General features: G+C 75.3%; 22 protein-coding genes and 2 pseudogenes. 10 read left to right on the top strand and 14 right to left on the bottom strand.

Annotated features, from left to right (window positions below):
- On the bottom strand, positions 1-897 hold an 897-nt coding region (locus tag PSR1_RS11570; RefSeq protein WP_059437727.1), incomplete at its 3' end, for a molybdopterin molybdotransferase MoeA.
- A 205-nt stretch (positions 898-1,102) separates the two neighbouring features.
- Between PSR1_RS11570 and PSR1_RS11575 the strand changes: the two genes are divergently transcribed.
- The 7 genes and pseudogenes from PSR1_RS11575 (at position 1,103) to PSR1_RS11610 (ending at position 6,646) form a co-directional block, all read left to right on the top strand.
- A complete protein-coding gene (locus tag PSR1_RS11575; RefSeq protein ID WP_059437728.1) occupies positions 1,103-1,759 on the top strand; it encodes a Crp/Fnr family transcriptional regulator in 657 nt (218 codons plus the stop codon).
- A gap of 46 nt (positions 1,760-1,805) precedes the next feature.
- A complete protein-coding gene (locus tag PSR1_RS11580; RefSeq protein ID WP_011420389.1) occupies positions 1,806-2,021 on the top strand; it encodes a twin-arginine translocase TatA/TatE family subunit in 216 nt (71 codons plus the stop codon).
- 613 nt (positions 2,022-2,634) lie between these two features.
- Positions 2,635-3,057 (top strand): universal stress protein, encoded by a 423-nt coding sequence (locus PSR1_RS11585; protein ID WP_011420388.1) that lies wholly within the window; start codon positions 2,635-2,637, stop codon positions 3,055-3,057.
- A 63-nt stretch (positions 3,058-3,120) separates the two neighbouring features.
- Positions 3,121-3,561: a CBS domain-containing protein gene (locus tag PSR1_RS11590; protein ID WP_059437729.1), complete on the top strand. Its 441-nt coding sequence runs from the start codon at positions 3,121-3,123 to the stop codon at positions 3,559-3,561.
- Between the two features lie 85 nt (positions 3,562-3,646).
- Complete coding sequence (locus PSR1_RS11595) at positions 3,647-4,786, top strand: sensor histidine kinase (protein ID WP_059437730.1); 1,140 nt, start codon at positions 3,647-3,649, stop codon at positions 4,784-4,786.
- A 14-nt stretch (positions 4,787-4,800) separates the two neighbouring features.
- A pseudogene (locus tag PSR1_RS23475) lies at positions 4,801-5,517 on the top strand (response regulator); the annotation flags it as partial.
- Position 5,518: 1 nt separating this feature from the next.
- Positions 5,519-6,646, top strand: coding sequence for a sensor histidine kinase (locus tag PSR1_RS11610; protein ID WP_059437733.1), 1,128 nt, complete (start codon positions 5,519-5,521; stop codon positions 6,644-6,646).
- Positions 6,647-6,662: 16 nt separating this feature from the next.
- Here the strand turns inward: PSR1_RS11610 and PSR1_RS11615 are convergent, their stop codons facing one another.
- The 8 genes from PSR1_RS11615 to PSR1_RS11650 all read right to left on the bottom strand — a co-directional run bounded on the left by PSR1_RS11615 (position 6,663) and on the right by PSR1_RS11650 (position 12,767).
- Positions 6,663-8,114, bottom strand: coding sequence for a sigma-54 dependent transcriptional regulator (locus PSR1_RS11615; RefSeq protein WP_059437747.1), 1,452 nt, complete (start codon positions 8,112-8,114; stop codon positions 6,663-6,665).
- 145 nt (positions 8,115-8,259) lie between these two features.
- Positions 8,260-8,934 (bottom strand): TatD family nuclease-associated radical SAM protein, encoded by a 675-nt coding sequence (locus tag PSR1_RS11620; protein WP_059437734.1) that lies wholly within the window; start codon positions 8,932-8,934, stop codon positions 8,260-8,262.
- Between the two features lie 107 nt (positions 8,935-9,041).
- Positions 9,042-9,353: a TraR/DksA family transcriptional regulator gene (locus PSR1_RS11625; protein ID WP_059437748.1), complete on the bottom strand. Its 312-nt coding sequence runs from the start codon at positions 9,351-9,353 to the stop codon at positions 9,042-9,044.
- Between the two features lie 127 nt (positions 9,354-9,480).
- A complete protein-coding gene (locus PSR1_RS11630; RefSeq protein ID WP_059437735.1) occupies positions 9,481-9,942 on the bottom strand; it encodes a CBS domain-containing protein in 462 nt (153 codons plus the stop codon).
- A gap of 72 nt (positions 9,943-10,014) precedes the next feature.
- Positions 10,015-10,446, bottom strand: a complete 432-nt coding sequence (locus tag PSR1_RS11635) for a CBS domain-containing protein (protein ID WP_059437736.1) — start codon at positions 10,444-10,446, stop codon at positions 10,015-10,017.
- Between the two features lie 110 nt (positions 10,447-10,556).
- Positions 10,557-11,045, bottom strand: a complete 489-nt coding sequence (locus tag PSR1_RS11640; protein WP_237757928.1) for a universal stress protein — start codon at positions 11,043-11,045, stop codon at positions 10,557-10,559.
- A gap of 121 nt (positions 11,046-11,166) precedes the next feature.
- Complete coding sequence (locus PSR1_RS11645; protein ID WP_059437738.1) at positions 11,167-11,589, bottom strand: hypothetical protein; 423 nt, start codon at positions 11,587-11,589, stop codon at positions 11,167-11,169.
- Positions 11,590-11,612: 23 nt separating this feature from the next.
- Positions 11,613-12,767: a zinc-dependent alcohol dehydrogenase gene (locus tag PSR1_RS11650; protein ID WP_059437739.1), complete on the bottom strand. Its 1,155-nt coding sequence runs from the start codon at positions 12,765-12,767 to the stop codon at positions 11,613-11,615.
- 107 nt (positions 12,768-12,874) lie between these two features.
- Between PSR1_RS11650 and PSR1_RS11655 the strand changes: the two genes are divergently transcribed.
- The gene (locus PSR1_RS11655) at positions 12,875-13,528 is read left to right on the top strand and encodes an SOS response-associated peptidase (protein ID WP_237757927.1); all 654 of its coding nucleotides are present in this window, start codon (positions 12,875-12,877) and stop codon (positions 13,526-13,528) included.
- 19 nt (positions 13,529-13,547) lie between these two features.
- Here the strand turns inward: PSR1_RS11655 and PSR1_RS11660 are convergent, their stop codons facing one another.
- Positions 13,548-14,189, bottom strand: coding sequence for a nicotinamidase (locus PSR1_RS11660; protein WP_059437741.1), 642 nt, complete (start codon positions 14,187-14,189; stop codon positions 13,548-13,550).
- A gap of 183 nt (positions 14,190-14,372) precedes the next feature.
- Between PSR1_RS11660 and PSR1_RS11665 the strand changes: the two genes are divergently transcribed.
- Both PSR1_RS11665 and PSR1_RS11670 read left to right on the top strand, forming a co-directional pair.
- Positions 14,373-15,962 (top strand): 3'-5' exoribonuclease YhaM family protein, encoded by a 1,590-nt coding sequence (locus tag PSR1_RS11665; protein WP_059437742.1) that lies wholly within the window; start codon positions 14,373-14,375, stop codon positions 15,960-15,962.
- A 78-nt stretch (positions 15,963-16,040) separates the two neighbouring features.
- Positions 16,041-16,766: an HAD family phosphatase gene (locus tag PSR1_RS11670; RefSeq protein ID WP_059437743.1), complete on the top strand. Its 726-nt coding sequence runs from the start codon at positions 16,041-16,043 to the stop codon at positions 16,764-16,766.
- A gap of 30 nt (positions 16,767-16,796) precedes the next feature.
- On the opposite strand, the gene PSR1_RS11675 is transcribed toward PSR1_RS11670, so the two are convergent.
- The 4 genes and pseudogenes from PSR1_RS11675 to PSR1_RS11690 form a co-directional block, all read right to left on the bottom strand.
- Positions 16,797-17,573 (bottom strand): TatD family hydrolase, encoded by a 777-nt coding sequence (locus PSR1_RS11675; protein ID WP_059437744.1) that lies wholly within the window; start codon positions 17,571-17,573, stop codon positions 16,797-16,799.
- A gap of 61 nt (positions 17,574-17,634) precedes the next feature.
- Positions 17,635-19,719, bottom strand: coding sequence for a methionine--tRNA ligase (gene metG / locus PSR1_RS11680; protein ID WP_059437745.1), 2,085 nt, complete (start codon positions 19,717-19,719; stop codon positions 17,635-17,637).
- Positions 19,716-21,113, bottom strand: coding sequence for a DNA polymerase III subunit delta (locus PSR1_RS11685; protein ID WP_059437746.1), 1,398 nt, complete (start codon positions 21,111-21,113; stop codon positions 19,716-19,718). Before PSR1_RS11685 ends, metG begins: the two co-directional genes overlap by 4 nt.
- A pseudogene (locus tag PSR1_RS11690) lies at positions 21,100-21,343 on the bottom strand (DNA polymerase III subunit delta'); the annotation flags it as partial. The gene PSR1_RS11685 and the pseudogene PSR1_RS11690, both read right to left, overlap by 14 nt.

Consider the following 21,343-nt stretch of genomic DNA (forward strand, 5'->3'; position numbering starts at 1 on the left):
GCGCGCGAACACCTCGAACGCCACCAGGCACGCCGACGGGCTGCCCGGCAGCCCCAGCACCGGCGCGCCGCCGGCGAGCGCGAACAGGAACGGCTTGCCCGGCTTCATGGGCACGCCGTGGACGCGCACGTCGGCCTGCAGGTGCGCGAGCGCCTCCGGGACCAGGTCGCGCGCGCCGATCGACACGCCGCCGATGGTGACCACCGCGTCGGCGCTCGCGAGCGCCTCGCGGATCGCGGCCACCACCGCCTCGAGCCGGTCCGGCACCGGGCGCCGCTCGACGTCCGCGCCGATCGCCCGGATCAGCCCCGCCACCGCCTCGCCGTTCGAGTCCGGCGTGCGGCCGGATACCACCTCGTCGCCGGTGGAGAGCACCGCCACGCGCGGCCGCCGCCGCACCGACACGACCGGCCCGCCCACCGCGCGCAGCAGCGCCGCCTGGCGCGGGCCGACGCGCACGCCGGCCGCGAGCGCCAGCCCGCCGGCCGGCACGTCCTCGCCGGCCTGGCGCACGTGCTCGCCGCGCCGCGCCGCCTCGAGGAAGCGGACGCCGCCGCCCTCCTCGCGCGTCGCCTCCTCGCGCACCACCGCGTCGGCGCCCTGCGGCAGCGTCGCGCCCGTGAAGATGCGCGCCGCCTCGCCGGGCGAGAGCGGCGCCGCGGGCACGTCGCCCGCGTAGATCGTCTGGCGGACCGGGAGCACCGCCGGCGCGGTCACGTCCGCGGCGCGCACCGCGTAGCCGTCCATGGCGGCGCAGGTGTGCGGCGGGGCCGGGACGCTCGCCAGCGCGGGGGAGGCGAGCCAGCGGCCGAGCGCCTCCTCGGAGGGAACGTCCTCGGCGCCGACCGGGAGCAGCGCGGCGAGGATGCCGTCGCGGATGCGGAGGAGCCTGTCCATCGTGGACCGCATCATGCCACGTGGCTGCGCCGCGACGAGGCGATCGCGAGACGACCCGATCGCAAAAGGTGCGCCGGGCGAGTATTGATCCGGGCCAAAGCGCAACGTCTGCGGCAGCAGGCGGGCAAAACCCCGCTCTCTCGCGGGCCTAGCTCGTGCAAACAGACGCCGATCAAGGCGCCGTTCGCCATCGGAGGATCCCGCCGTGCTCTCCAACACTCCCGTCTCGGACTGCGGCTCCTGCTCGCTCGGGATCGCGTCCCAGGGCCGCTGCCGGCTGACGCCGACCACCCGCGAATCGGGTGCGACGATCTGCGCCCAGGGCGAGCGCCCGCGCACCGTCTACTTCGTCAAGGAGGGCTTCGTGGCCCTCTCGGCGGTCTCGCCGCGCGGCTCCGAGCTGCTGCTGTCGCTCCGCGGCCCGAGCTCGCTGCTCTGCACCGAGGCGATGCAGGCCGAGCCCTCGCCGTTCGAGGTGCGCGCGCTCTCCCGCGTGAAGATCTGCGGCATCGGCGGCGACGCGCTCTCGCAGTGGGTGGGCCCGGACAAGGGCGCCGCGCGCGTGGTGCTCGACCTGCTGCTCACCGAGTCGCGGCAGCAGCGCGACGAGGTCAACTGGCGCCAGGGCGACTGCCTCTCGCGCGTGGCCCGGTTCGCGCTCGCCCATGCGAGGTTCCTCGCCGACCGGCCCAACGCGGTGCGCAAGCAGGTGGTCGCGCGCCTCCTCGGGATGCGCCCGGAGACGCTCTCCCGCTGCCTGACCAAGCTCGAGAAGGACGGCGTGGTGGACGCGTCGCGGGGCGTGAAGGTCCTCGATCAGCGTCGCCTCGCCGCGCTCGCGATGGAAGACAACGCGGCCTGATCCCTGTTAGAAGAGGAGCGCGCCAGGCGACGAAAGGAACACCCCCATGTTCGGTCTCAGAATGCCGGAGCTGCTGCTCATCCTCGCGATCGTCGTGATCCTGTTCGGCGCGAGCAGGCTCCCGGCGCTCGGCGCGGGGCTCGGCCAGGGCATCCGCAGCTTCAAGAAGGCGTTCGGCGGCGAGGACGAGAAGCCCACCGCCTCCGGCAACGGCAGCACCCCGACGCAGTCGTCGTCGGACCAGGGCTCGAAGCAGGCTTGATCGAGGCGCGGCGTCCGCCGCCCTCGCCTCCCCGCCAGCCTCGTTCCACGGCCGCCGGTGCCCCTGGGCACCGGCGGTGCCGCATCGCGGGTGCGCCACCGCGCACACGCCGGCCACCGGGCGTCGCGCGCGGACCCTGCGCCGTCGCCCGGCGTGGCGCCGCCGCACGCGCACGCCTCCCCCGGCGCCCGCGCGCCGCGGGCTGCGCGCCGGTGCGCGAGCCCTGGGGCCGACCCCGCGTCCGACCGCCGTTTCCCCCTCCCCCGGCCCACCCGGCCGGCCCGGCCCACCTCCCCGCCTTACCCGGCGCCGCACCCATCGCGGCTGGCCTCTCCGTTGCTCTCCGTTCTTCCAGGGACGCGTCTCGCGCAACCCGGGCAGACTTGCTGGAGCCACCCGCACAGGCGGGGGAGCCCAGGCGCCCGCACGGCACCCGCGATTCGCCCGGCGAGCGTTCCGGGCGAGCCTGGAGATCGCGGTGACCGGTCGGACGCTGGAGCGGGCGAGGCTCGCAGACCTGCCCGGCGCGCCCGCGCGTCCCGCCTCCTTCCCCTGCCCGCGCCGGCATCCCCCTTGAAGGGGGAAGGCGTGCCTGAACCGGAGGGGAGCGGCCATGAAGCGGATCCTGGTGGCGGTGGACGGCTCGGACACCTCGCTGAAGGCGGCGCGGATGGCGGCGGACGTGGCGCTGCGCTTCGGGGCGAAGCTGACCCTGGTGCACGTGGTCCCGAAGCTGCTCCTCCCCCCCGACGTCTACGGGCTCACCATCGCCGAGGTCGAGAAGGAGCACCGCGCCTACGCGGACGCGCTGCTGGAGAAGGCCGTGAAGGCGCTGGAGGAGCCGGGGCTGGACGTGTCCACCACCGTGCTCTACGGCTCCCCGGCCGAGGCCATCGCCGAGGAGGCCGCGGCGGTGGACGTCGGCATGGTGGTGGTCGGCAGCCGCGGCTACGGCGCGGTGGCCCGGATGTTCCTGGGCAGCGTCTCCGACCGCCTGGTGCACATCAGCTCGAAGCCGGTGCTGGTGGTCCGCTGAGGCGATGCCGCGCGCCCGGTCCCGGGTTACACTCGCCGCGCGCGCGACGCGCGCGGAGGCCTCATGATCTCGGTGGCGGACTTCATGACCAGGGACCTCGTCACCGTGCGCGAGAGCGACGACCTCGCGCTGGCCGAGTCCCTGCTCAAGCTGGGCGGGATCCGGCACCTGCCGGTCGTCCGGGAGCGCAAGCTGGTCGGCCTCCTCACGCAGCGCGACCTGCTCCGCTCCGGCCAGGCCGGCGCGCCGGCGGCCCGCGACCGCGCGGTCTCCGAGGTGATGACGCGCGAGCCCGTGGCGGTGCGCCCCGGCACCGGGCTGGCCCACGCCGCGCGCCTCATGCTGGAGCGGAAGTTCGGCTGCCTCCCGGTGTGCGAGGAGGACGGGCTGCTGGTCGGCATCGTCACCGAGGCCGACTTCGTGCGCTTCGCCGCCGACGTGGTCCGCGACCTCGACCTGGTCTCCGAGGCCGTCAAGGCGCGGGAGCGGGCCGGCCAGGCCTAGGGCTCCACCGGGGCCGGCGCCCGCCGGCCCGCCCGGGGCAACGCGCGTTGACCGGCCGCCCGGGTCCCCCTTACATACGGGTCGAATGCCCGAGACCGTGCTCGAGGAGCTGAAGCGCTACGTCCACTTCGACGCCGGGGACGAGCGGGCGCTCCGCGCCCTGCACGGCGCGGCGGCGCCGCAGCTCGACCGGATCGCCCAGGTCTTCTATGACCGCATCCTGGGGCACGAGGGCGCGCGCACCGCGCTGGTGGGCGGCGAGAGCCGGGTGGGCCACCTCAAGGTGACGCTCATCGCCTGGATGGACACGCTGCTCACCGGCCCGTGGGACGAGGCGTACTGGGAGCACCGAACGCGGATCGGCCGCGTCCACGTCCGCATCGGCCTGCCGCAGCACTACATGTTCGGCGCGATGAACGTGATCCGCACCGAGCTGATGCGCGTCTCCTGGGAGCGCTTCAACGCCGACCCGCCGGAGCTGGAGCGGGTGCGCAACGCGCTCGCCAAGATCCTCGACCTCGAGCTCGCCATCATGCTGCACACCTACCGCGACGACCTGCTCGCGCAGCAGGCGCGCGTGGAGCGGCTCTCGACGTTCGGCCAGCTCGTCGGCTCCATCGGGCACGACCTGCGCAACCCGCTCGGCGTCATCGAGACCTCGCTCTACATCCTGCGCGGGCGGGTGGGCGACGACGAGCGCGCCCGCAAGCACGTGGACCGCATCGGCGAGCAGCTCGGGGTCGCGAACGGGATCATCTCCAACCTGCTCGACATGATCCGCAACCGGCCGCTGGCGCGCGAGCCGGTGGACGTCGGCCAGGTGGTCGCCGCCGCCGCCGGCGCGGTGAAGCACGCGCCGGGCGTGTCGGTCGCGGTGGAGGGGTTCGAGGGCCTGCCGCCGGTGGACGGCGACCCGGGCCAGCTCCGGCAGGTGTTCGTGAACCTGCTCGAGAACGCCGCGTTCGCGGCGGCGCCGGTGGGCGCGGTGACGGTCCGCGCGCGGCGCGCCGACGGCGCGGTCGAGGTGGAGGTCGAGGACACCGGCCCCGGCGTGGACCCGGCCACGCGCCGCCGCCTGTTCGAGCCGCTCATCACCACCAAGGACAAGGGCATCGGCCTGGGCCTGGCGCTCGTGAAGCGCATCGCCGAGCGCCACGGCGGCTCGGTGGAGTACTCGGACCGGCCCGGGGGCGGCGCGCGGTTCACCGTCCGCCTCCCCGCCTGAGCGGAGGATCCCGCATGCGCCGCTACCTCATCGTGGACGACAACCGCGACTTCGCCGAGAACCTGGCCGAGATCCTGCGCGACGCCGGCCACGAGGTCGCGCTCGCGGGCGACGGCGCCGAGGCGCTGGCGCTCGCGCGCGGGACCCGCTTCGACGCCATCCTCACCGACATGCGCATGCCGCTCATGGGCGGCGCCGAGCTGGTCCACGAGCTGCGCCGCCTCGACCCCGGCGCGCCCGCCCTGGTCATCACCGCCTACGTGGGCGACAACGACCTCGACGCCGCGCGGCGCGAGGGGCTGGTGGCGGTGCTGCAGAAGCCGGTGAACGCGGCGTACCTGGTGGAGCTGCTCGAGGCGGCCCGGCGCGACGGCCTGGCGGTGGTGGTGGAGGACGATCCCCGGCTCGCCGACAACCTCTGCGAGGCGCTGCGCTCGCGCGGCTTCGCGGCGGTGACCGCCGCCTCGGTGCTGGAGACCGAGCGGCTCGGGCCGGTGCAGCCGTTCTGCGCGCTGGTGGACCTGCGCGTGCCCGGCGGCCCGGACGGCGCGGCCATGCAGCGGCTCGCGGCCAAGTACCCCGGCCTCCCCATGATCGTCGTCACCGCCCACCACGACGCCTGGCCGGCCCTCCCGCACCAGGGCTTCTTCCACAAGCCGTTCGACACCGCCGCGCTGCTCGCCGCGGTGGAGCGGCTCCACGGCGCGCGCCCCCCTCCGCGGTGCCCGGCCCGTGAAGCACGGCAACGGGCCGCGGCGGCCGCGCGTGCTGGTGGTGGACGACAACGCCAGCCTGGTGGACAACCTGTCCGAGATCCTGGAGGGCGCCGGGTACGCGGTGGCCGGCGCCGGGAGCTGCGCCGCCGCGCTCCCGCTCGCCGAGCAGGGCTTCGACGTGGCGCTGGTGGACCTGAAGCTCCCGGACGGCGACGGGACCGCGCTCGCGCCGCGGCTGAAGGAGCTGTCGCCGAACGGCGAGGTGGTGCTGCTCACCGGGTTCGCCACGCTGGAGTCGGCGGTGGCGGCGGTGCGCGCCGGCGCCTGCGCGTACCTGGTGAAGCCGTGCGCCACCCAGGAGCTGCTGCTGACGGTGGAGCAGGCCATGCGGCAGGTGCGCCTGCACCAGGAGAAGCGCGACCTCGCCAGCCGCGCGCAGATGGCCGAGAAGCTGGCCGCCGTCGGCACCATGACCGCCGGGCTCTCGCACGAGATCCGCAACCCGCTCAACGCCGCCGCGCTCCAGCTCTCGGTGCTGGAGCGGCGCGTCCAGAAGCTCGAGGCGGAGCGGCAGGGGCCGCTGCTCGAGCCGCTCACGCTGGTGAAGGACGAGATCCGCCGCCTCGATCACATCCTCGAGGACTTCCTCCAGTTCGCCCGCCCGCGCGAGTTCGTCCGCAAGGCCATCGAGGTCGCGCCGGTGATCACGAAGGTGGTGGACCTGCTCGGCGGCGAGGCCGAGCGCCGCGGCGTCCGCCTGGAGCGCGAGCTCGAGCCGGTGCCGCCGGTCGCGGGCGACGAGGAGCGGCTGCGGCAGGTGCTGGTGAACCTGTGCCTGAACGCGCTCGAGGCGGTGGACGCGCGCGGGCTGGTCCGGGTCTCCTGCCGGCCCGCGCCCGCCGACGTGGACCACCCCGACGCGTCGCCGATGGTGGACATCCTCATCGACGACGACGGCCCGGGCGTCTCGCCCGACCAGCGCGACCGCATCTTCGAGCCGTTCTTCACCACCAAGGCGCGCGGCTCCGGCCTGGGGCTCTCCATCGTGCACGCGATCGTCACGCAGCACGGGGGCACCATCCGGATCGCGGACAGCCCGGAGGGCGGCGCGCGCTTCACGCTGCGGCTCCCGCGCGCGCAGTGAGCGCGCGGGCCGCGCCCTACTCCATCCCGCCGGCCTTCTCGGGCTCGTGCTCGGCGTCGTGGTGGTGGTCGTGCCCCGCCGCGCCCTCGCGCCCGCCGGCCGCGTACTCCTTCAGCCGGTACTGGATCTTGCGGACGCTGATCCCGAGGATCTCGGCCGCGCGCGAGGTGGAGCCGCCCACCATCTCGAGCGTGCGGAGGATCGCCTCGCGCTCGATCTCGTAGAGGGTGGCGCCGGGGATGAGCGCGCCCGGCGCGCGCTCGCGCGGGCGGGGGCCGCGCAGCGTGGGCGGCAGGTCGTCGGCGGTGAGCTCGGAGCCCTTGCAGAGGACCACCGCGCGCTCCACCACGTTCTCCAGCTCGCGGACGTTGCCGGGCCAGTCGTGGCTCAGCACCGCGTTGAGCGTGCCGGGCGCGAGGCCGCGGATGTCCTTGCCGTACGCCTTCGAGTACTTGTCGATGAAGTGGCTCACCAGCGCGGGGATGTCCCCCTTGCGCTGGCGCAGCGGCGGCAGCGTCACCGCCACCACGTTCAGCCGGTAGTAGAGGTCCTCGCGGAACCGCCCTGCCTTCACCTCGGCGGCGAGGTCGCGGTTGGTGGCGGCGACCAGGCGCACGTCCACCTTGAGCGTCTGGGTCCCGCCGACGCGCTCGAACTCGCGCTGCTGGAGGACGCGGAGCAGCTTGATCTGGAGCGCCGGCGAGATGTCGCCGATCTCGTCGAGGAAGAGCGTGCCGCCGTCGGCGAGCTCGAAGCGCCCCTCCTTGCGGCCGATGGCGCCGGTGAAGGCGCCCTTCTCGTGGCCGAACAGCTCGGACTCGAGCAGCGTCTCGGAGAGCGCCGCGCAGTTCACCTTGATGAACGCCTTGTCGGCCCGCGGCGACTCCTCGTGCAGCGCCTGCGCGAACAGCTCCTTGCCGGTGCCCGACTCGCCCAGGATCAGCACGGTGGCCCGGGTGGGCGCGGCGCGCTTCACCACCTCGTAGACCGCGTGCAGCTCGGGCGCGTCGCCGACGATGTTGTGGAACCGGTACCGCTCGCGCACGCGCTCGCGCAGGTTCGCGGTGTCGCGCTGGAGGCGCAGCTTCTCGAGCGCCTTCTCCAGCACCACCAGCACCGCGTTCACGTCGAGCGGCTTGACGAGGTAGTTCTCGGCGCCGGCGCGCATCGCCTCGACGGCGGCCTCGACGCTCGCGAACGCGGTCATCATCACGAACACCGCGTCGGAGCCCTGCTCGCGCGCGCGGCGCAGCAGGTTGATGCCGTCCATCCGGGGCATCCGCACGTCGGCGAGCACCGCCGCCGGCGCGAACCCGGGGAGCAGCGCCAGGGCCTCCTCGCCGTCCGCGGCCTCGGCGATCTCGTACCCCTCCTCGCTCAGGATGGTCCGCAGCGCGACGCGAGCGTTCTGCTCGTCGTCCACCACCAGGATCCGTTCCTTGCCCGGCCGGGCGCCCACATTAGGCATGCTCATGCCGCTCCTGACCTGCGCAAACCCTGCGTCGGTCCGCAGGTTATGCACCATTCTCGCCCCGAGGTCCAGTGACTACCCGAGGCCAAGTCCTGACGCCGACACCTGAAAAACCCCGTTACTCCCCCGGGCTTCCGCAGTTTCAGCCCACCCGGGCCGACCCCGCCGAGGACGGGATACGCCCCACCCGGTCGTACGGGCGCCAACGAAAGCGGGCGCCGAGCGACTCCGCCACCGCCCTGCACGCCGCCTCGGAGATGCCCGGCATCGCCACCGCGCTCGCGGCGACGTCCGGGATGACGCCGACCGCGGCCCGGATGAACGCCTTCACCGCCTCGTACGCCGCCTCCCCGTAGCGGCTCGGGCAGATGCGCGCGTAGGTCGCCGCGTCGGGCGCGTTCAGCGACACCGACACCGCGCCGACGCCGGCGGCCGCGAGCTCCGGCACGACGTCGCGCCCCTCGCGCAGGTTCGCGAGCCCGTCGGTGTCGAGCCGGATCCGGCGCGCACCCGCCGCGCGGAGGCGCCGCGCGAGCTCGAGCACCACCTCCAGCCGGCGCGTCGGCTCGCCGAAGCCGGTGAAGCAGACCTCGGAGCGCCCCTCCAGGCCAACCTCCCCGATCGCGCGCCAGACCTCGTCGGCGTCCGGGTTGCGCGCCAGCCGCAGGTCGAATCCACCCACGGTGAAGTCGTCGTCGCGGATCTTCGGGCAGAACGTGCAGGCGAGGGTGCAGCCGCTGGTGACGTTCAGGTAGAGCGCGTCGCCCAGCGGGTAGGCGAGCACCGGCGCGTTCCTGGGAGAGGTTTCCGTGGTCACGAGCGCCCGGGTGATAGCAGGACCCAGGCGGGAGCGCCACCCGGATGCGTCCTGCCGCTCACCGGTTCAACCGGCGGCGGCGACGGGCATTTCCGCGCGCCGCGGCGCTACTCGGCGGCGTGGTGGTGACCGCTGCAGGCGATGCAGTAGCGCGCCTCGGGGATGGCCCGGAGCCGCTGCAGGCCCATGGGGCCGCCGCACGCGAGGCAGGTGCCGTAGCGGCCCTGCTGGATGCGCTCGAGCGCCGCGTCGATCTCGGCCAGCTCGCGGCGCACGCCCTCCGGCACCGGCGCCGGGATGGACTCGTAGTCTGCCCAGCGCGCGGCGGGATCGGATGGGCGTGGCGGCGCGACGCCCTGGCTGAGCGAGCGGCGACGCCGCAGCAGCACCTCGCGGGCGTCCGCTTCGAACCGGCTCATGCCGGCCACGCTCTTCACGAGCCGTGCCCGGGCCCAGCGCGGCGGATTTCCGAGCGGTTTCCGGGAATTCGGCCGCGAGAGTTGCGTGCCCCCGGCGACTTGGCGCACGGCTTGCGCAAGCGTGCGTTCAGCGGTCGGTCCGGCCTGACACGCCGGCGGGAGGCTCGCGGGGTGGGCTCCGCGCCGGCCTCGCGCCGCGCCGGCGCACCAGCGCCGCCAGCGCGCGCAGCGCGTCCACCGTGGTGAACAGCCCGATCACCGCGCCGCGGTCCACCACCACCGCGGACCCGAGCCGGTGCTCCGCCATGTGCTCGGCCACCTCGTCCAGCGCCGCGTCCGGGGGCACCGCGAACGGCTCCGGCGTCATGGCCTCGCGCACGCGCTCCTGCTCCGGGTCCACGCCGCGCAGCGTCTCGAGCAGGTACAGGTCGCGCTGCGAGACCACCCCGACCAGCGCGCCCGCGTCCACCACCGGCAGGTGGCGGATGCCGCGCTCGCGCATGAGCCGGTGTGCGTCGGCGAGCGTGCGCTCCGGCGCGATCACCACCGGGCCGATCGTCATGAACGCCTGGACGGTCTGCTTGCGCATGCGCCTCCCCCGCCCTTTCCGTAGCAAGGGGGAGGCCACGCGGGCGTGCGCTCCGGCGCGCGCCCGTCACCCTCAGTGATGGTGCGCCAGGTGGGGCCCGGCCGGCTCCAGCCCGTGCGCGCGCGGGTGGCAGCGCCGGTGCGGCAGCCGGCCCTGGATCCCGGCCGCGGCGAGCTCCTCCTCGCCGACGGTCCCGAGCACGAGGCCGCCCACCACCACCGGGAGGCAGCCCACCCCGCAGTCACCCAGGGTGACGGCCGCGTCCTCCAGCGTCGCGTCCGGACGGATGGTGATGACCGGCACGCTCATGCGCTCCGAGACCGCCTCGTCGGGCCCGGCCGCGCGCAGGTCGCACGCGCAGAGGATGCCGATCAGGTCGTCGTGATCCATCACCAGCAGGTGCGCGGCCCCGGTGGCCTCCACCACGGCGAGCGCCCGCGCCGCCGTCGCGTCCGCCTCCACCGTCGCCGGCGCCCGGTTCATCGCCTCGCAGACGAGCGTCATCGGGACGACCTCCTCCTCGGGACCGGCCCGCGCGGCGGCCCCGCGGAGCCGACGCCGACGCCCGTCCCCGGTCCCCCCCGATCACGGGCGGACGCGTCCGCCCGTCGCTGCTACAGCGGCACCGACTCGCGCGGCGCCCGCGAGGCGACGCGCAGGGTCAGCACCGGGCAGGTGGAGCGGCGCAGCACCGCCTCCGCCACGCTGCCGATGAGGAGGCGCGACAGGCCGGTGCGCCCGTGCGTCCCCATGACGATCAGGTCGGCGCCGCCCTCCCGCGCCATGCCCAGGATCGCGTCGGACGGCTCGCCCGCCTCGACGCGCACCGAGAGCGAGCGCGGGCGCGCCGCCGCCTTCGCGAGGAAGTGATCCACCTCGCGCTGCACCTCGTTGCGCGTCTGCTCCCAGCCCGGCTGGCCGCTGCCCACCGGCAGCAGCGCGAGCGTGTCGGGGCCGACGTAGCCGGGCGGCTCCCAGACGTGCAGCACCTCGAGCTCGGCGCCGTGCTTGCCCGCGACGAAGATCGCGTACTCCAGGGCCGCCCGCGACGACGGCGAGAAGTCGATGGGAACCAGCACTCGGGTGACGGCGGGCAAGCACACCTCCTCGACGGGCGCCGCCGCCATTCTAGCAGCAGAACGCGCCGCGAAGTCCTCCTCACGCGAGCCCGCGCGCGGATCCTCGGCGGCGGCGCCCGGGGGCGCAAGGCCGGCGCCGGCGCGCTCACCGGCGGCGCAGCGCGCGGGAGGCCACCAGGTACCCCGCCGCGAGCGCCGCGAGGGCGGGAAGCGCCCACCCGGCCCGCCGGAGCCGGTGCTCCAGCACGTCCACCCGGTCCGCCGCCAGCAGCAGGGCCCAGCGTCCGGCGCGGTGCTCGGGGATGCGGTAGGCGGCCCGCCGCAGCGCGCCGGAGGCACCCCGCGCCGGCTGCGCCGTCCCGAACACCGGCGTCCGGACGCGCAGCCCGGTCCGGCCCAGCGCGTCCGCCCCGGGCTGGCGCGCCGGCTCGTCGCGGTCCACGTCGGGCACCGCCAGCTCCCGCTGCTCCCGTGGCACGCCCGGCCGCGCCGGCAGGGCGCCGTCCACGCCCGCGCCCGGCGGCGGCCCGTTCCCGGCGCGCATCGTGCCCGGCCCGATCCCCTGCATCCGTCCCCCCTCGTCCCGCGCGGTCACGCCGCCGCGCCCGGGACCAGCACGCACTTCACGCACCCGTCGGCCCGGTCCCCGAACACCGCGTACGCGTGCGCGGCCCGCTCCAGCGGGAACCGGTGGGTGATGAGCCCCTTCCCGTCGAGGCGCCCCGCCCGCACGTGCTCCAGCAGGTGCGGCATGTAGCGCTTCACGTTCGCCTGCGCGGTCCGGAGCGTGAGCCCCTTGTTCATGGCCGCGCCGATCGGCACCAGGTTGGCGGGCGGTCCGTACACGCCCACGATCGACACCGTCCCGCCCTTCCGGACCGCGTGGATGGCCCAGGAGAGCGCCACCGCCGACCCGGCCTGCAGCTTCAGCCCGCGGCCGAGGAGCGTCTGCCACGGCGAGCCGGACGCCTCCAGCCCGACCGCGTCCACGCACACGTCCGGCCCGCGCCCGCCGGTCAGCTCCTTCAGCACCGGGACCGGGTCCCAGCCCGCCGCCTCCAGGTCGAGCGTCTCGGCGCCGGCCCAGCGCTCCGCGAAGCGCAGCCGGGCCGGCACCCGGTCCACCGCGATCACCCGCCCCGCCCCGAGCAGCCAGGCCGAGCGCGCCGCCACCAGGCCCACCGGGCCGCAGCCGAACACCGCCACCACGTCGCCCTCGCGGACGCCGCCCATCTCCGCGGCCTGGTAGCCGGTCGGCAGCACGTCCGAGAGCAGCAGCACGTCCTCGTCCTCCAGGTCCTCCGGGATCTTCATGGGCCCGACGTCCGCGAACGGGACGCGCACGTACTCCGCCTGCCCGCCGTCGTAGCCGCCGGTGGTGTGCGAGTAGCCGTACACCCCGGAGGCCAGGTCGGACATGGGGTTGGAGGCCTCGCAGTCGCCGGAGAGGCCGCGCGTGCAGTAGAAGCAGCGCCCGCACGAGATGTTGAACGGGACCACCACCCGGTCGCCGCGCCGCAGCGTGCGCACCGCCGGGCCGGTCTCCTCGACCACGCCGGTGAACTCGTGGCCGAACGTGCTCCCCACGCGCGTGTCCGGGACGAAGCCGTGGAGCAGGTGCAGGTCCGAGCCGCAGATCGCCGCGCGCGTCACCCGGAGCACCACGTCCTCCCCGTGCTCGATCCGCGGCGCGGGCTTGTCCCTCACCTTGACCCGGTACGGCCCCTCGTAAACGAGCGCGCGCATCCCACCCCCCGGGGTGAAGGTTCTCCCGGCCCGCGCGCGCCGCAAACGCCGGGCGCCACCCGGGCCGGCGGCGGCGGGAGCGCTCGCCGCCTGCTATGGTCCGGCGCATGTGCGGACGCTTCACGCTGACCGTGGCGGACCTCGCCGCGCTCGCCCGCGAGTGGGCGGCGGAGGTGGACGCGGCGCTCGCGGCGCGCTGGCGGCCCCGCTTCAACGTGGCCCCCGGCGATCCGCACCCGGTGCTCCGCGGGCGCGGCGGCGCGCGCCGGCTCGAGCCGGCCGCGTTCGGGCTGGCGGGCCCGGGCGGCAAGCTCCTGCTGAACGCGCGGGTGGAGGGCGCCGCGGACCGGCCCGCGTTCCGCGAGGCGTGGGCGGGGCGGCGCGCGGCGGTGCCCGCCGACGGCTTCTACGAGTGGGAGGGCCCGGCCGCGGACCGCCGGCCGAGCTGGCTCCACCCGCGCGCCGGCGGCACGCTGCTGCTGGCCGCGCTGTGGGGCGAGGCGCCCGGGGGCGGGCCCGCCTTCGCGATCCTCACCACCGCCGCGAACGCCGAGGTGGGCCGGCTGCACGACCGCATGCCGCTGCTCGTGCCGCCGGCGCTGCTCGACGCCTGGCTCGCCGGCCCGCCGCCGGCCCTGCCCGCGCCCGGCGACGGCGTGCTCGCGGTCCGCCCCGTGTCACCGCGCGTCAACTCGCCCGCGAACGACGACGCGGCCTGCCTCGCCGCGCCGCCCGCGCCGCGCCAGCGCGCGCTCTTCTGAGCGCCCGCCCGGTGGCGCCTCAGCGGATGAGGTCGCCGCTCAGCGCCAGGCGCGCCCCCGCGGCCGCGAGCTCGCGGTCCACCGCCTCCCGCCGCTCCGGGAACACCGCGCGCGTGAGGTCGTCCAGCACCACCACCTCGAACCCCTCGGCGGCCGCGTCCACCGCGGACACACGCACGCAGAAGTCGCGCGCCAGCCCGCCCAGGAACACCCGGCGGACGCCGCGGGCCGAGAGCCAGGCGCCCAGCCCGGTGGACGGGCGCCGGCCGTCCGGGCCGACGTTCTCGCGGAAGGCGCTGTAGGAGTCCACCTCGCGCCGCGTGCCCTTGCGCAGCACCAGCGTGACGGCCGCGTCGGGGAGCGCCGGGTGCAGCGCGGCCCCGCGCGTGCCGCGGACGCAGTGGTCCGGCCAGAGCTCCTGCGGGCCCTGCGACAGCGCGATCGACGCGTAGGGCTCGCCGCCCGGGTGCGTGGAGGCGAACGACACGTGGCCGGGCGGGTGCCAGTCCTGCGTCGCCACCACGGTCGAGAACGCGGGCGCCAGGCGCGCCAGCGGCTCCACGATCCGGTCGCCCTCGGCGACGCCGAGGGCGCCGCCGGGCAGGAAGTCGTGCTGGAGGTCCACCACCAGGAGCGCATCCGACGCGCGATCGATCCGCATGCGCACCCCATAACACCGGCGCGGCGGATCGTCCGCGGAGGTGGCCCGCGGCGCGTCCCCCGGCCGGGCCGCGGGGCCGCGGTCGCACACGCCGGAGCGCCGCGCGCGGAGCCCGCGGATGGCCCGATTCCGCGCCCAATCCGTGTTGTGTCCGCGCGCGGCCTGAGCTAGCTTGCGCGCACCATGGACAAGATCTGGGCCAAGGACGTCAAGGAGGGAGAGCGCGCCAAGAGCGTGTTCCTCGTCGCCCGCAAGGCGATCCCCACCGCGAAGAGCGGGAAGACGTACCTCTCCGTCACCTTCCAGGACAAGACCGGCGAGCTCGAGGCGCGCGCCTTCGAGAAGGTCGAGGAGCTGGCGGCGGCCTTCGAGGAGAAGGACCTCGTCGAGGTGGAGGGCGCCATCGGCGCGTTCCAGGGCAAGCCGCAGCTGCGGATCGAGTCGCTCGCGAAGGTCGACCCGGCCACGCTGGACGCGGCCGAGTTCGTCTGGGCCCCGCCGCCCGAGCCGAAGAAGCCGGAGAAGCCCGGGCCGAGCGAGGCCGAGTCGGCGCACTGGACCGAGCTGCTCGCGCTGGTGGACTGCGTCGTCGACCCGCACGTGAAGGACCTCATCAAGGCGTTCCTCGAGGACGACGACGTGGCCGCCCGGCTGCGCCGCGCGCCCGCCGCGAAGACGGTCCACCACGCCTACGCGGGCGGCCTGCTCGAGCACACCGTCTCCTGCCTCAAGCTGGCGCACCGCCTCGCCGACCACTTCCCGCAGGTCGATCGCGACCTGCTGGTGGCGGGCGCGTTCTTCCACGACCTGGGCAAGATCCGCGAGCTGAGCGGCGAGCGCAGCACCGAGTACACCGACGAGGGCCGGCTGGTCGGGCACCTCGTCATGACCGCCCAGTGGATCCACGACAAGGCGCGCCGCGTGGGCGCCTCGCGCGACCTCGAGCACCACGTCGTGCACATGGTCCTCTCCCACCACGGGCGGCTCGAGTACGGCTCGCCCAAGGTGCCGATGACGCTCGAGGCGATGCTCACGCACGCCATCGACGAGATCGACAGCCGGGTGAACTCCTGGCTCAACCTGATGGGCAAGGACGGCGGCAACCGCCGCTGGACCGACGCGAACAACGTCTACGAGCAGCCGATCTGGCGCGGCAACCTGCCGACCGTGCAGGCCGAGAAGAAGGGCCCGGCGCCGGAGCTCCTCACCCCGGTCATCTACGTGCCGCGCAACGGCGCGGGCGCCCCGGGCCAGCCGCGCCCGCCGAAGAAGCCCAAGGACCGCAAGCGCGAGCCGCGCCCGCAGCAGGCCGCCGCCGAGGCGAAGCCGGCCGAGGGCGCCGGCGAGGCGAAGGCCGAGGGCGCGCCCGCCCCGGCGCAGGCGCCGCGCGAGGGCCGGCCGGAGCGCGCCGAGCGGCCCGACCGCGGCCCGCGCGACCAGCACCGCGGCTTCGGCGGCGGTGGCGGCGGGTTCGGCGACAAGAAGCGCGGCTACACCGGCCCGCGGCTGCCCGGCGACAAGGGCCCGCACCGGCCGCCGGAGAAGAAGAACCTGACGCACAACCCGTTCGCCGCGCTGGCGCAGAAGCTGGAGGACGCCGGGAAGCCGGCCGAGGAGAAGCCGGCCTCGCCCGCCGAGGCGGAGCAGCAGCAGGCGCCCGCCCCCACGCCCCCCGCGCCGCAGGACCAGCCCACCGGCGCGCACGAGCCGGACGTCGCCCCGGAGCCCGCTCCGGCCGGGACGCCCGCTCCCGAGGACAAGCCGGCGGGGTAGTTGTCGTAGAATCGCCTCCTCGCGCCCGGCGCGGCCTCGCGGCCGCCGGCCGGACGCGCGGGGGAGGCGCACCGGTCCATGGTCCCGTTCGGCCGCACGGCCGCCATCTTCGACGTCGACGACTCGCTCCTCGACGGGAACGCCGGGACCATCTTCACCTGGTACCTGTACAGCGAGCGCGTGATGCGGCCCGAGGTCCGGTCCCGCATCCCGCGCGTCATCTACGAGTACGCCCGCAACCGCCTCACCGAGCAGGACATGGTGGAGGTCGGCTCGCGCTGCCAGGAGGGGCTGTACGCGGACCAGGTGAAGGCGCACGCGCACGTCTGCTTCGAGCGGCACCTGCGCAAGCGCATCACCTCCGGCGCCATCCGGCAGATCCGCAAGCACCTGCTGTCCGGGCACTTCGTGGTGATCGCCTCCGGCTCGTCGCAGTACATCATCGACGAGGTGGGCCGGCACCTCCGCGTGCACGCCGCGGTCGGCACGCGCACGCGCATCGTGGACGGCCGCATCACCGACCAGATCCTGCCGCCGGTGGTCTTCAAGGACGGCAAGCGCGCGGCGGTGGAGGCGCTGGCCGAGCGGTTCGACCTCGACCTGACCCGCAGCTTCCTCTACTCCGACTCGATGGCCGACGTGCCGCTGTTCGAGGCGGTGGGCACGCCGGTGGTGGTGAACCCCAAGGCGCCGTTCCGCGCCGTCGCCGAGAAGCGCGGCTGGGAGATCGTCACCTGGAAGGAGCGCAACCGCCCGGGCGTCGAGCCGGACCTCGCCGACGAGTGGGGGAGCTGGGAGGGCTGACGCCGGGCCGCGGGCGGGCCGCGCCGCCGCTCAGGCGAGCCGGAACAGCCGCCGGGTGTTCTCGGCGGTCCGCGCGGCCACCTCCTCGAGCGGCGCGCCCCACAGCTCGGCCACCCTGCGCGCGGTCTCGACGACGTGCGCCGGCTCGTTGCGCTTCCCGCGGAACGGGATCGGGGCGAGGAACGGGCTGTCGGTCTCGACCAGCAGCCGGTCGCGCGGGACGATGCGGACCGCCTCGCGGATGGGCTCGGCGGTCTTGAACGTGACGATGCCCGCCACCGAGACGTACAGGCCGAGGTCGAGGTAGGCGCGCGCCGCGGGGGCGTCGCCGGTGAAGCAGTGGATCACCCCGCCCGCCTCCGGGACGCCCTCCTCCCGCAGCACGCGCAGGCAGGCGGCGTCCGCCTCGCGCACGTGGATCACCACCGGCTTGCCGGCGGCGCGCGCGGTCCGCAGCGACCGGCGGAACGCGGCCTCCTGCACGTCGCGCGGCGAGTGGTCGTAGTGGAAGTCGAGCCCGGTCTCGCCCACCGCGGCCACCCGCGGATCGCGCGCCAGCGCCTCGTGGCGGCCCCAGTCCTCCTCCGGCACGCGCGCGGCCTCGTGCGGGTGGATCCCGATGGTCGCGGCGAAGAAGCCGGGATCGCGATCGGCGAGCGCCAGCGCGTTGCCGAAGTCGCCGGGGCCCCGCCAGAGCCCGACGCAGACCACCCGCGCCAGGCCCGCCTCGCGGGAGCGGGCGATCACCGCGTCGAGGTCCCCGCGGTAGTCGTCGAGGTCGAGGTGGGCGTGGGAGTCGATCAGCATCGGGCGGATCTAACCCGGCCCGCCCCGCCCGCAAAGCGGGCGGGCGGGCCGTGCCGAGGCGCTACTTCACCCGCGTCCCGGGCGCGATCCCCTCGCCCACGGTGACCACCTGCAGGTCCGGCGCCTCGCCGGCGGCGAGCAGCATCCCGTGGGAGGTGATCCCGCGCAGCGGCCGCGGCGCGAGGTTCGCCACCACCACGATGCGCCGGCCCACCAGCGCCTGTGGCTCCGGGTAGGCCTGCGCGATGCCGGCCACGATGGTGCGCGGCTCGGGCTCGCCCACGTCCACCGAGAGCTTCAGCAGCTTGTCGGCCTTCTCCACCTTCTCGGCGGCCTTCACCAGCCCGACCCGCAGCTCCACCTTCGCGAAGTCGTCGTACTGGATGACGCCGGGGACCGGCGGCGGCGCGGCCTTGGCGCTGGCGCGGGTGGCCGTCTCGGCGGGGCTCTGCGCGCGCGAGACCTTCGCCGGCGCCGCCTCGGGCGCGGGCACGATCAGCTTCTGCACCTGCTTCGCGTCCACCCGCGCGATCTGCGGCGGCTTCTCCACCACCTGCACCGGCGCGCCGTCGAACGGGTCCAGGTCCGCGGTCCAGGCCGGCAGCTCGGGGCGCCCGTAGGCCGCGGCGAGCCGCGCCGAGAACTGCGGCAGGATGGGGGCGAGCACGCGGGCGAGGCCGACGAGCGCCTTGCCGGTCGTGTAGAGCACGCTCCGCTCCGCGTCGCCGGCCGGGTCCTCCCAGGGCTTCGTCTCCTGCACGCGCCGGTTGCAGACGCTCGCGGCCTGGCTCACCAGCCGGACCACGTCGCGGGTCTCGAGCGCCTGGTACGCGGCGCGCGCGCCCTTCACCGCCTCGCGCGTCGCGGCCGCGATCTCCGGGTCGAGCGCGGCGGTGACACCACCGGGCAGCCGCTGTAGCAGCGCGGCCACGCGCGAGGCCAGGTTCGCGACGTTGTTCGCCAGGTCGGCGTTGATGCGGTTGCGGAACTCGTCCAGCGACAGGTCGAGGTCGGAGACGCCGCTGCCCAGGTTCGCCGCGTAGAAGTAGCGCAGCAGCTCCGGGTCCAGGCCGGACTCGAGGTAGGTCCGGCCGGTCACGAAGGTGCCGCGCGACTTCGACATCTTCTCGCCGTTCACCGTGAGGTGCCCGTGCACCGGCATCCGGTCCGGGCGCTTCAGCCCGGTGGCCCAGAGCATCGCCGGCCAGAACACGGCGTGGAAGCGCAGGATGTCCTTGCCGATGAAGTGCTCGAGCCGGGCCGGCGCGTCCACCGCGAGGTAGCGCCGCTCGAACTCCGCCGGCGCCAGCCGCTCGCCCTCCGGCGCCTCCGCCGCGAAGAAGTGCTCGGCCGAGGAGAGGTAACCGATGGGCGCGTCCACCCAGACGTAGAGGAACTTGCCCGGGAACTCGGGGTCGGTCACCGGGAAGCCGAAGTACGGCGCGTCGCGGGTGATGCACCAGTCCTGCAGGTCGGAGAGCCAGCCCTTCACCTGCTCGCGCACCGCCGGCTCGAGGTGCCCCTCGGCGTTCACCCAGTCGTGGATGACCGCGTTCACGTCGGGCTTGCGCAGGTTCACGTAGGCGTGGTCGCTGGCGCGCACCACCGGCGCCGAGCGGCAGATGGCGCAGTACGGGTCCTTCAGCTCGCGCGGATCGTAGGTGGTCCCGCAGTGCTCGCAGACGTCGCCGTACTGGTCGGGCGTCCCGCACTTCGGGCAGGTGCCCTTCACGAACCGGTCGGGCAGGAAGCGGCGGTCCGTCTCGCAGTAGAGCTGCTCCACCGACTTCTTGTAGATGAGCCCCTTCGCCTTGAGCGCGTCGTAGACCCGGTAGGCCCAGCGGCGGTTCTCGTCGGAGTCGGTGGTGTAGTAGGTCGAGAACTCCACCCCGAACGCGCGGAAGTCGGCGTGCTGCTCGGCGCGGTACTTCTCCACGAACGCCTTGGGCGTCATCCCGACCTTGGCGGCGTTCACCTCGATGGGCGTGCCGTGCGAGTCGGCGGCGCACACGTAGGCGACCTCGTCGCCGCAGGCGCGCCGGAAGCGCACGTAGACGTCGGTCTGGACGTACTCGACCAGGTGGCCGAGGTGGATGGGGCCGTTCGCGTACGGCAGCGCGCTCGTGACGAGGAGACGCTGGCTCAAGGGGTGCTCCTTTCCCGGTTGTCGCGGGCGAGCAGGCCGATCAGCACCCGCTCCAGGCGCACGCGCCCGTCCTGCCCGCTCTTCATGGCGACGTCGGCCTCGGCGAGGCCGGCCAGCGCGTCGAGCAGCTCCGCGCGCGCGAAGCGCGCCGACGCCTGGTACTTCATCCAGAACCCGTAGGGCTTCTTCCCCTCCAGCTCGTCCTCGGGGACGGTGGGGAGGACCTCGGCCTGCCACTCGTTGAAGGACCCGATGCGCCGCTCTCCCACCGCGGCGCGGGCGCGCTCCCGCTCCACCACCAGCCGCCGCACCGTGGCGGCCAGCGAGCCGAGCAGCATGAACGGGCTCGCGCCGTCGGCGACGGAGCGGTCGAGGACGCCCAGCGCGAGCGGCAGGTCCCGCGCCTCCACCGCGTTGCCCAGCGCGAAGAACGGATCCGACGCGACCCGCGTCACCACCGCGTCCACGTCGGCCGCGCCGATCACCTTGCGGTCGCCCACGTAGGCGGCGAGCTTCGCCACCTCCGACGCGAGCGTGCGCGCGTCCTCGCCCACCAGCTCGGCCAGGCGCGCCTCGCCGCCGCGGTCCACCCGCTTCCCGGTCCCGGCGAGCAGCGCCTCCAGCACCGGGCCGAGCACCAGGCGCTGCGCGTCCCAGGTGCCCTCCTTCTCCAGCTGGGTGGTCACCCGGCGCCCGGCCGCGGCGAGCTTCTTCACCACCGGCAGGCGGCCGTCGATCTTGCCCGCCGCGATCACGAGGACGTGGCCGGGCGGGAAGCCGGCGGCGAGCGCGGCGTCGAGCGCGCCCGCGTCCTCGCCCTTGCCCACCTTCAGCTCGCGCTCCTGCGCGTAGCGCGCGGCCGCGTCCACGAACGCCGCCGCCGCGCCGTCCATCGACAGGCCCAGCTCGTCCGCCAGCGCGAGCCGGGTGCTCTCCGCCACCCGGCCGTCCTCGCCCGGCGCGAGCGCCCGCGCGCCGATCCCGGCCTTGCCGGCGAGCGCGAGCAGGCGCCGGGCGCCGTCGCGCTGCCGGCCGTCGGCCCAGCTCTTCATGGCGGCGCGGAACGCGTCGGCGGCGTCCTCCTTCGCGGTGAGGAACGCCGGCTCCTGCACCAGCACCACCTTGCCCCCGCCGAACAGGCCGCCCGTGGCCAGCTCGGCGGCCACCTCGGCGGGCGAGGCGGCGGCGTCCAGCTCCACCAGGTTGAGCGCGCGCTGCGCCTCCGGCACCAGCGCCCCGGCCAGCTCGCGGGCGGCGCGGAGCGACAGGAACGCGTCCCCGTCGAACAGGTAGACCGGCTGCGGGCGCCCGGCGCGGGCCTCCTCCAGGCACGTCTCCAGCGTGGCGCCGGCGGCCGCGCGCGCGCGCCCTCCCCCGCCCCTAGGCGCCGCCATGGAACCACCCGATCAGCAGCCGCTCCAGGGCGAGCTGCGAGGTCGCGTTCTGCCGCAGCGCCCGCAGCGTCCGGAGCACCTCGCCGCGCCGGCGCACCACCTCGCCCGGCGGCAGCGCCGCGGCGGCGCGGCGCGTGGCCGGCTCGAGGTCGGCGACCGCCAGCCGCTCCGCCCCGGCCTGCACCGCCAGCACGTCGCGGAGCCAGACCAGCAGGAGCTCGCAGATCTCC

It is taken from the genome of Anaeromyxobacter sp. PSR-1 (assembly GCF_000964525.1).
GTDB lineage: Bacteria > Myxococcota > Myxococcia > Myxococcales > Anaeromyxobacteraceae > Anaeromyxobacter.

Coding starts and splice junctions, on each gene's coding strand:
- PSR1_RS11580 (WP_011420389.1), top strand. CDS start 1,806: ATGTTCGGTCTCAGAATGCCGGAGCTGCTGCTCATCCTCGCGATCGTC.
- PSR1_RS11585 (WP_011420388.1), top strand. CDS start 2,635: ATGAAGCGGATCCTGGTGGCGGTGGACGGCTCGGACACCTCGCTGAAG.
- PSR1_RS11590 (WP_059437729.1), top strand. CDS start 3,121: ATGATCTCGGTGGCGGACTTCATGACCAGGGACCTCGTCACCGTGCGC.
- PSR1_RS11595 (WP_059437730.1), top strand. CDS start 3,647: ATGCCCGAGACCGTGCTCGAGGAGCTGAAGCGCTACGTCCACTTCGAC.
- PSR1_RS11615 (WP_059437747.1), bottom strand. CDS start 8,114: ATGCCTAATGTGGGCGCCCGGCCGGGCAAGGAACGGATCCTGGTGGTG.
- PSR1_RS11625 (WP_059437748.1), bottom strand. CDS start 9,353: ATGAGCCGGTTCGAAGCGGACGCCCGCGAGGTGCTGCTGCGGCGTCGC.
- PSR1_RS11630 (WP_059437735.1), bottom strand. CDS start 9,942: ATGCGCAAGCAGACCGTCCAGGCGTTCATGACGATCGGCCCGGTGGTG.
- PSR1_RS11635 (WP_059437736.1), bottom strand. CDS start 10,446: ATGACGCTCGTCTGCGAGGCGATGAACCGGGCGCCGGCGACGGTGGAG.
- PSR1_RS11645 (WP_059437738.1), bottom strand. CDS start 11,589: ATGCAGGGGATCGGGCCGGGCACGATGCGCGCCGGGAACGGGCCGCCG.
- PSR1_RS11650 (WP_059437739.1), bottom strand. CDS start 12,767: ATGCGCGCGCTCGTTTACGAGGGGCCGTACCGGGTCAAGGTGAGGGAC.
- PSR1_RS11655 (WP_237757927.1), top strand. CDS start 12,875: ATGTGCGGACGCTTCACGCTGACCGTGGCGGACCTCGCCGCGCTCGCC.
- PSR1_RS11660 (WP_059437741.1), bottom strand. CDS start 14,189: ATGCGGATCGATCGCGCGTCGGATGCGCTCCTGGTGGTGGACCTCCAG.
- PSR1_RS11665 (WP_059437742.1), top strand. CDS start 14,373: ATGGACAAGATCTGGGCCAAGGACGTCAAGGAGGGAGAGCGCGCCAAG.
- PSR1_RS11670 (WP_059437743.1), top strand. CDS start 16,041: ATGGTCCCGTTCGGCCGCACGGCCGCCATCTTCGACGTCGACGACTCG.
- PSR1_RS11675 (WP_059437744.1), bottom strand. CDS start 17,573: ATGCTGATCGACTCCCACGCCCACCTCGACCTCGACGACTACCGCGGG.
- PSR1_RS11685 (WP_059437746.1), bottom strand. CDS start 21,113: ATGGCGGCGCCTAGGGGCGGGGGAGGGCGCGCGCGCGCGGCCGCCGGC.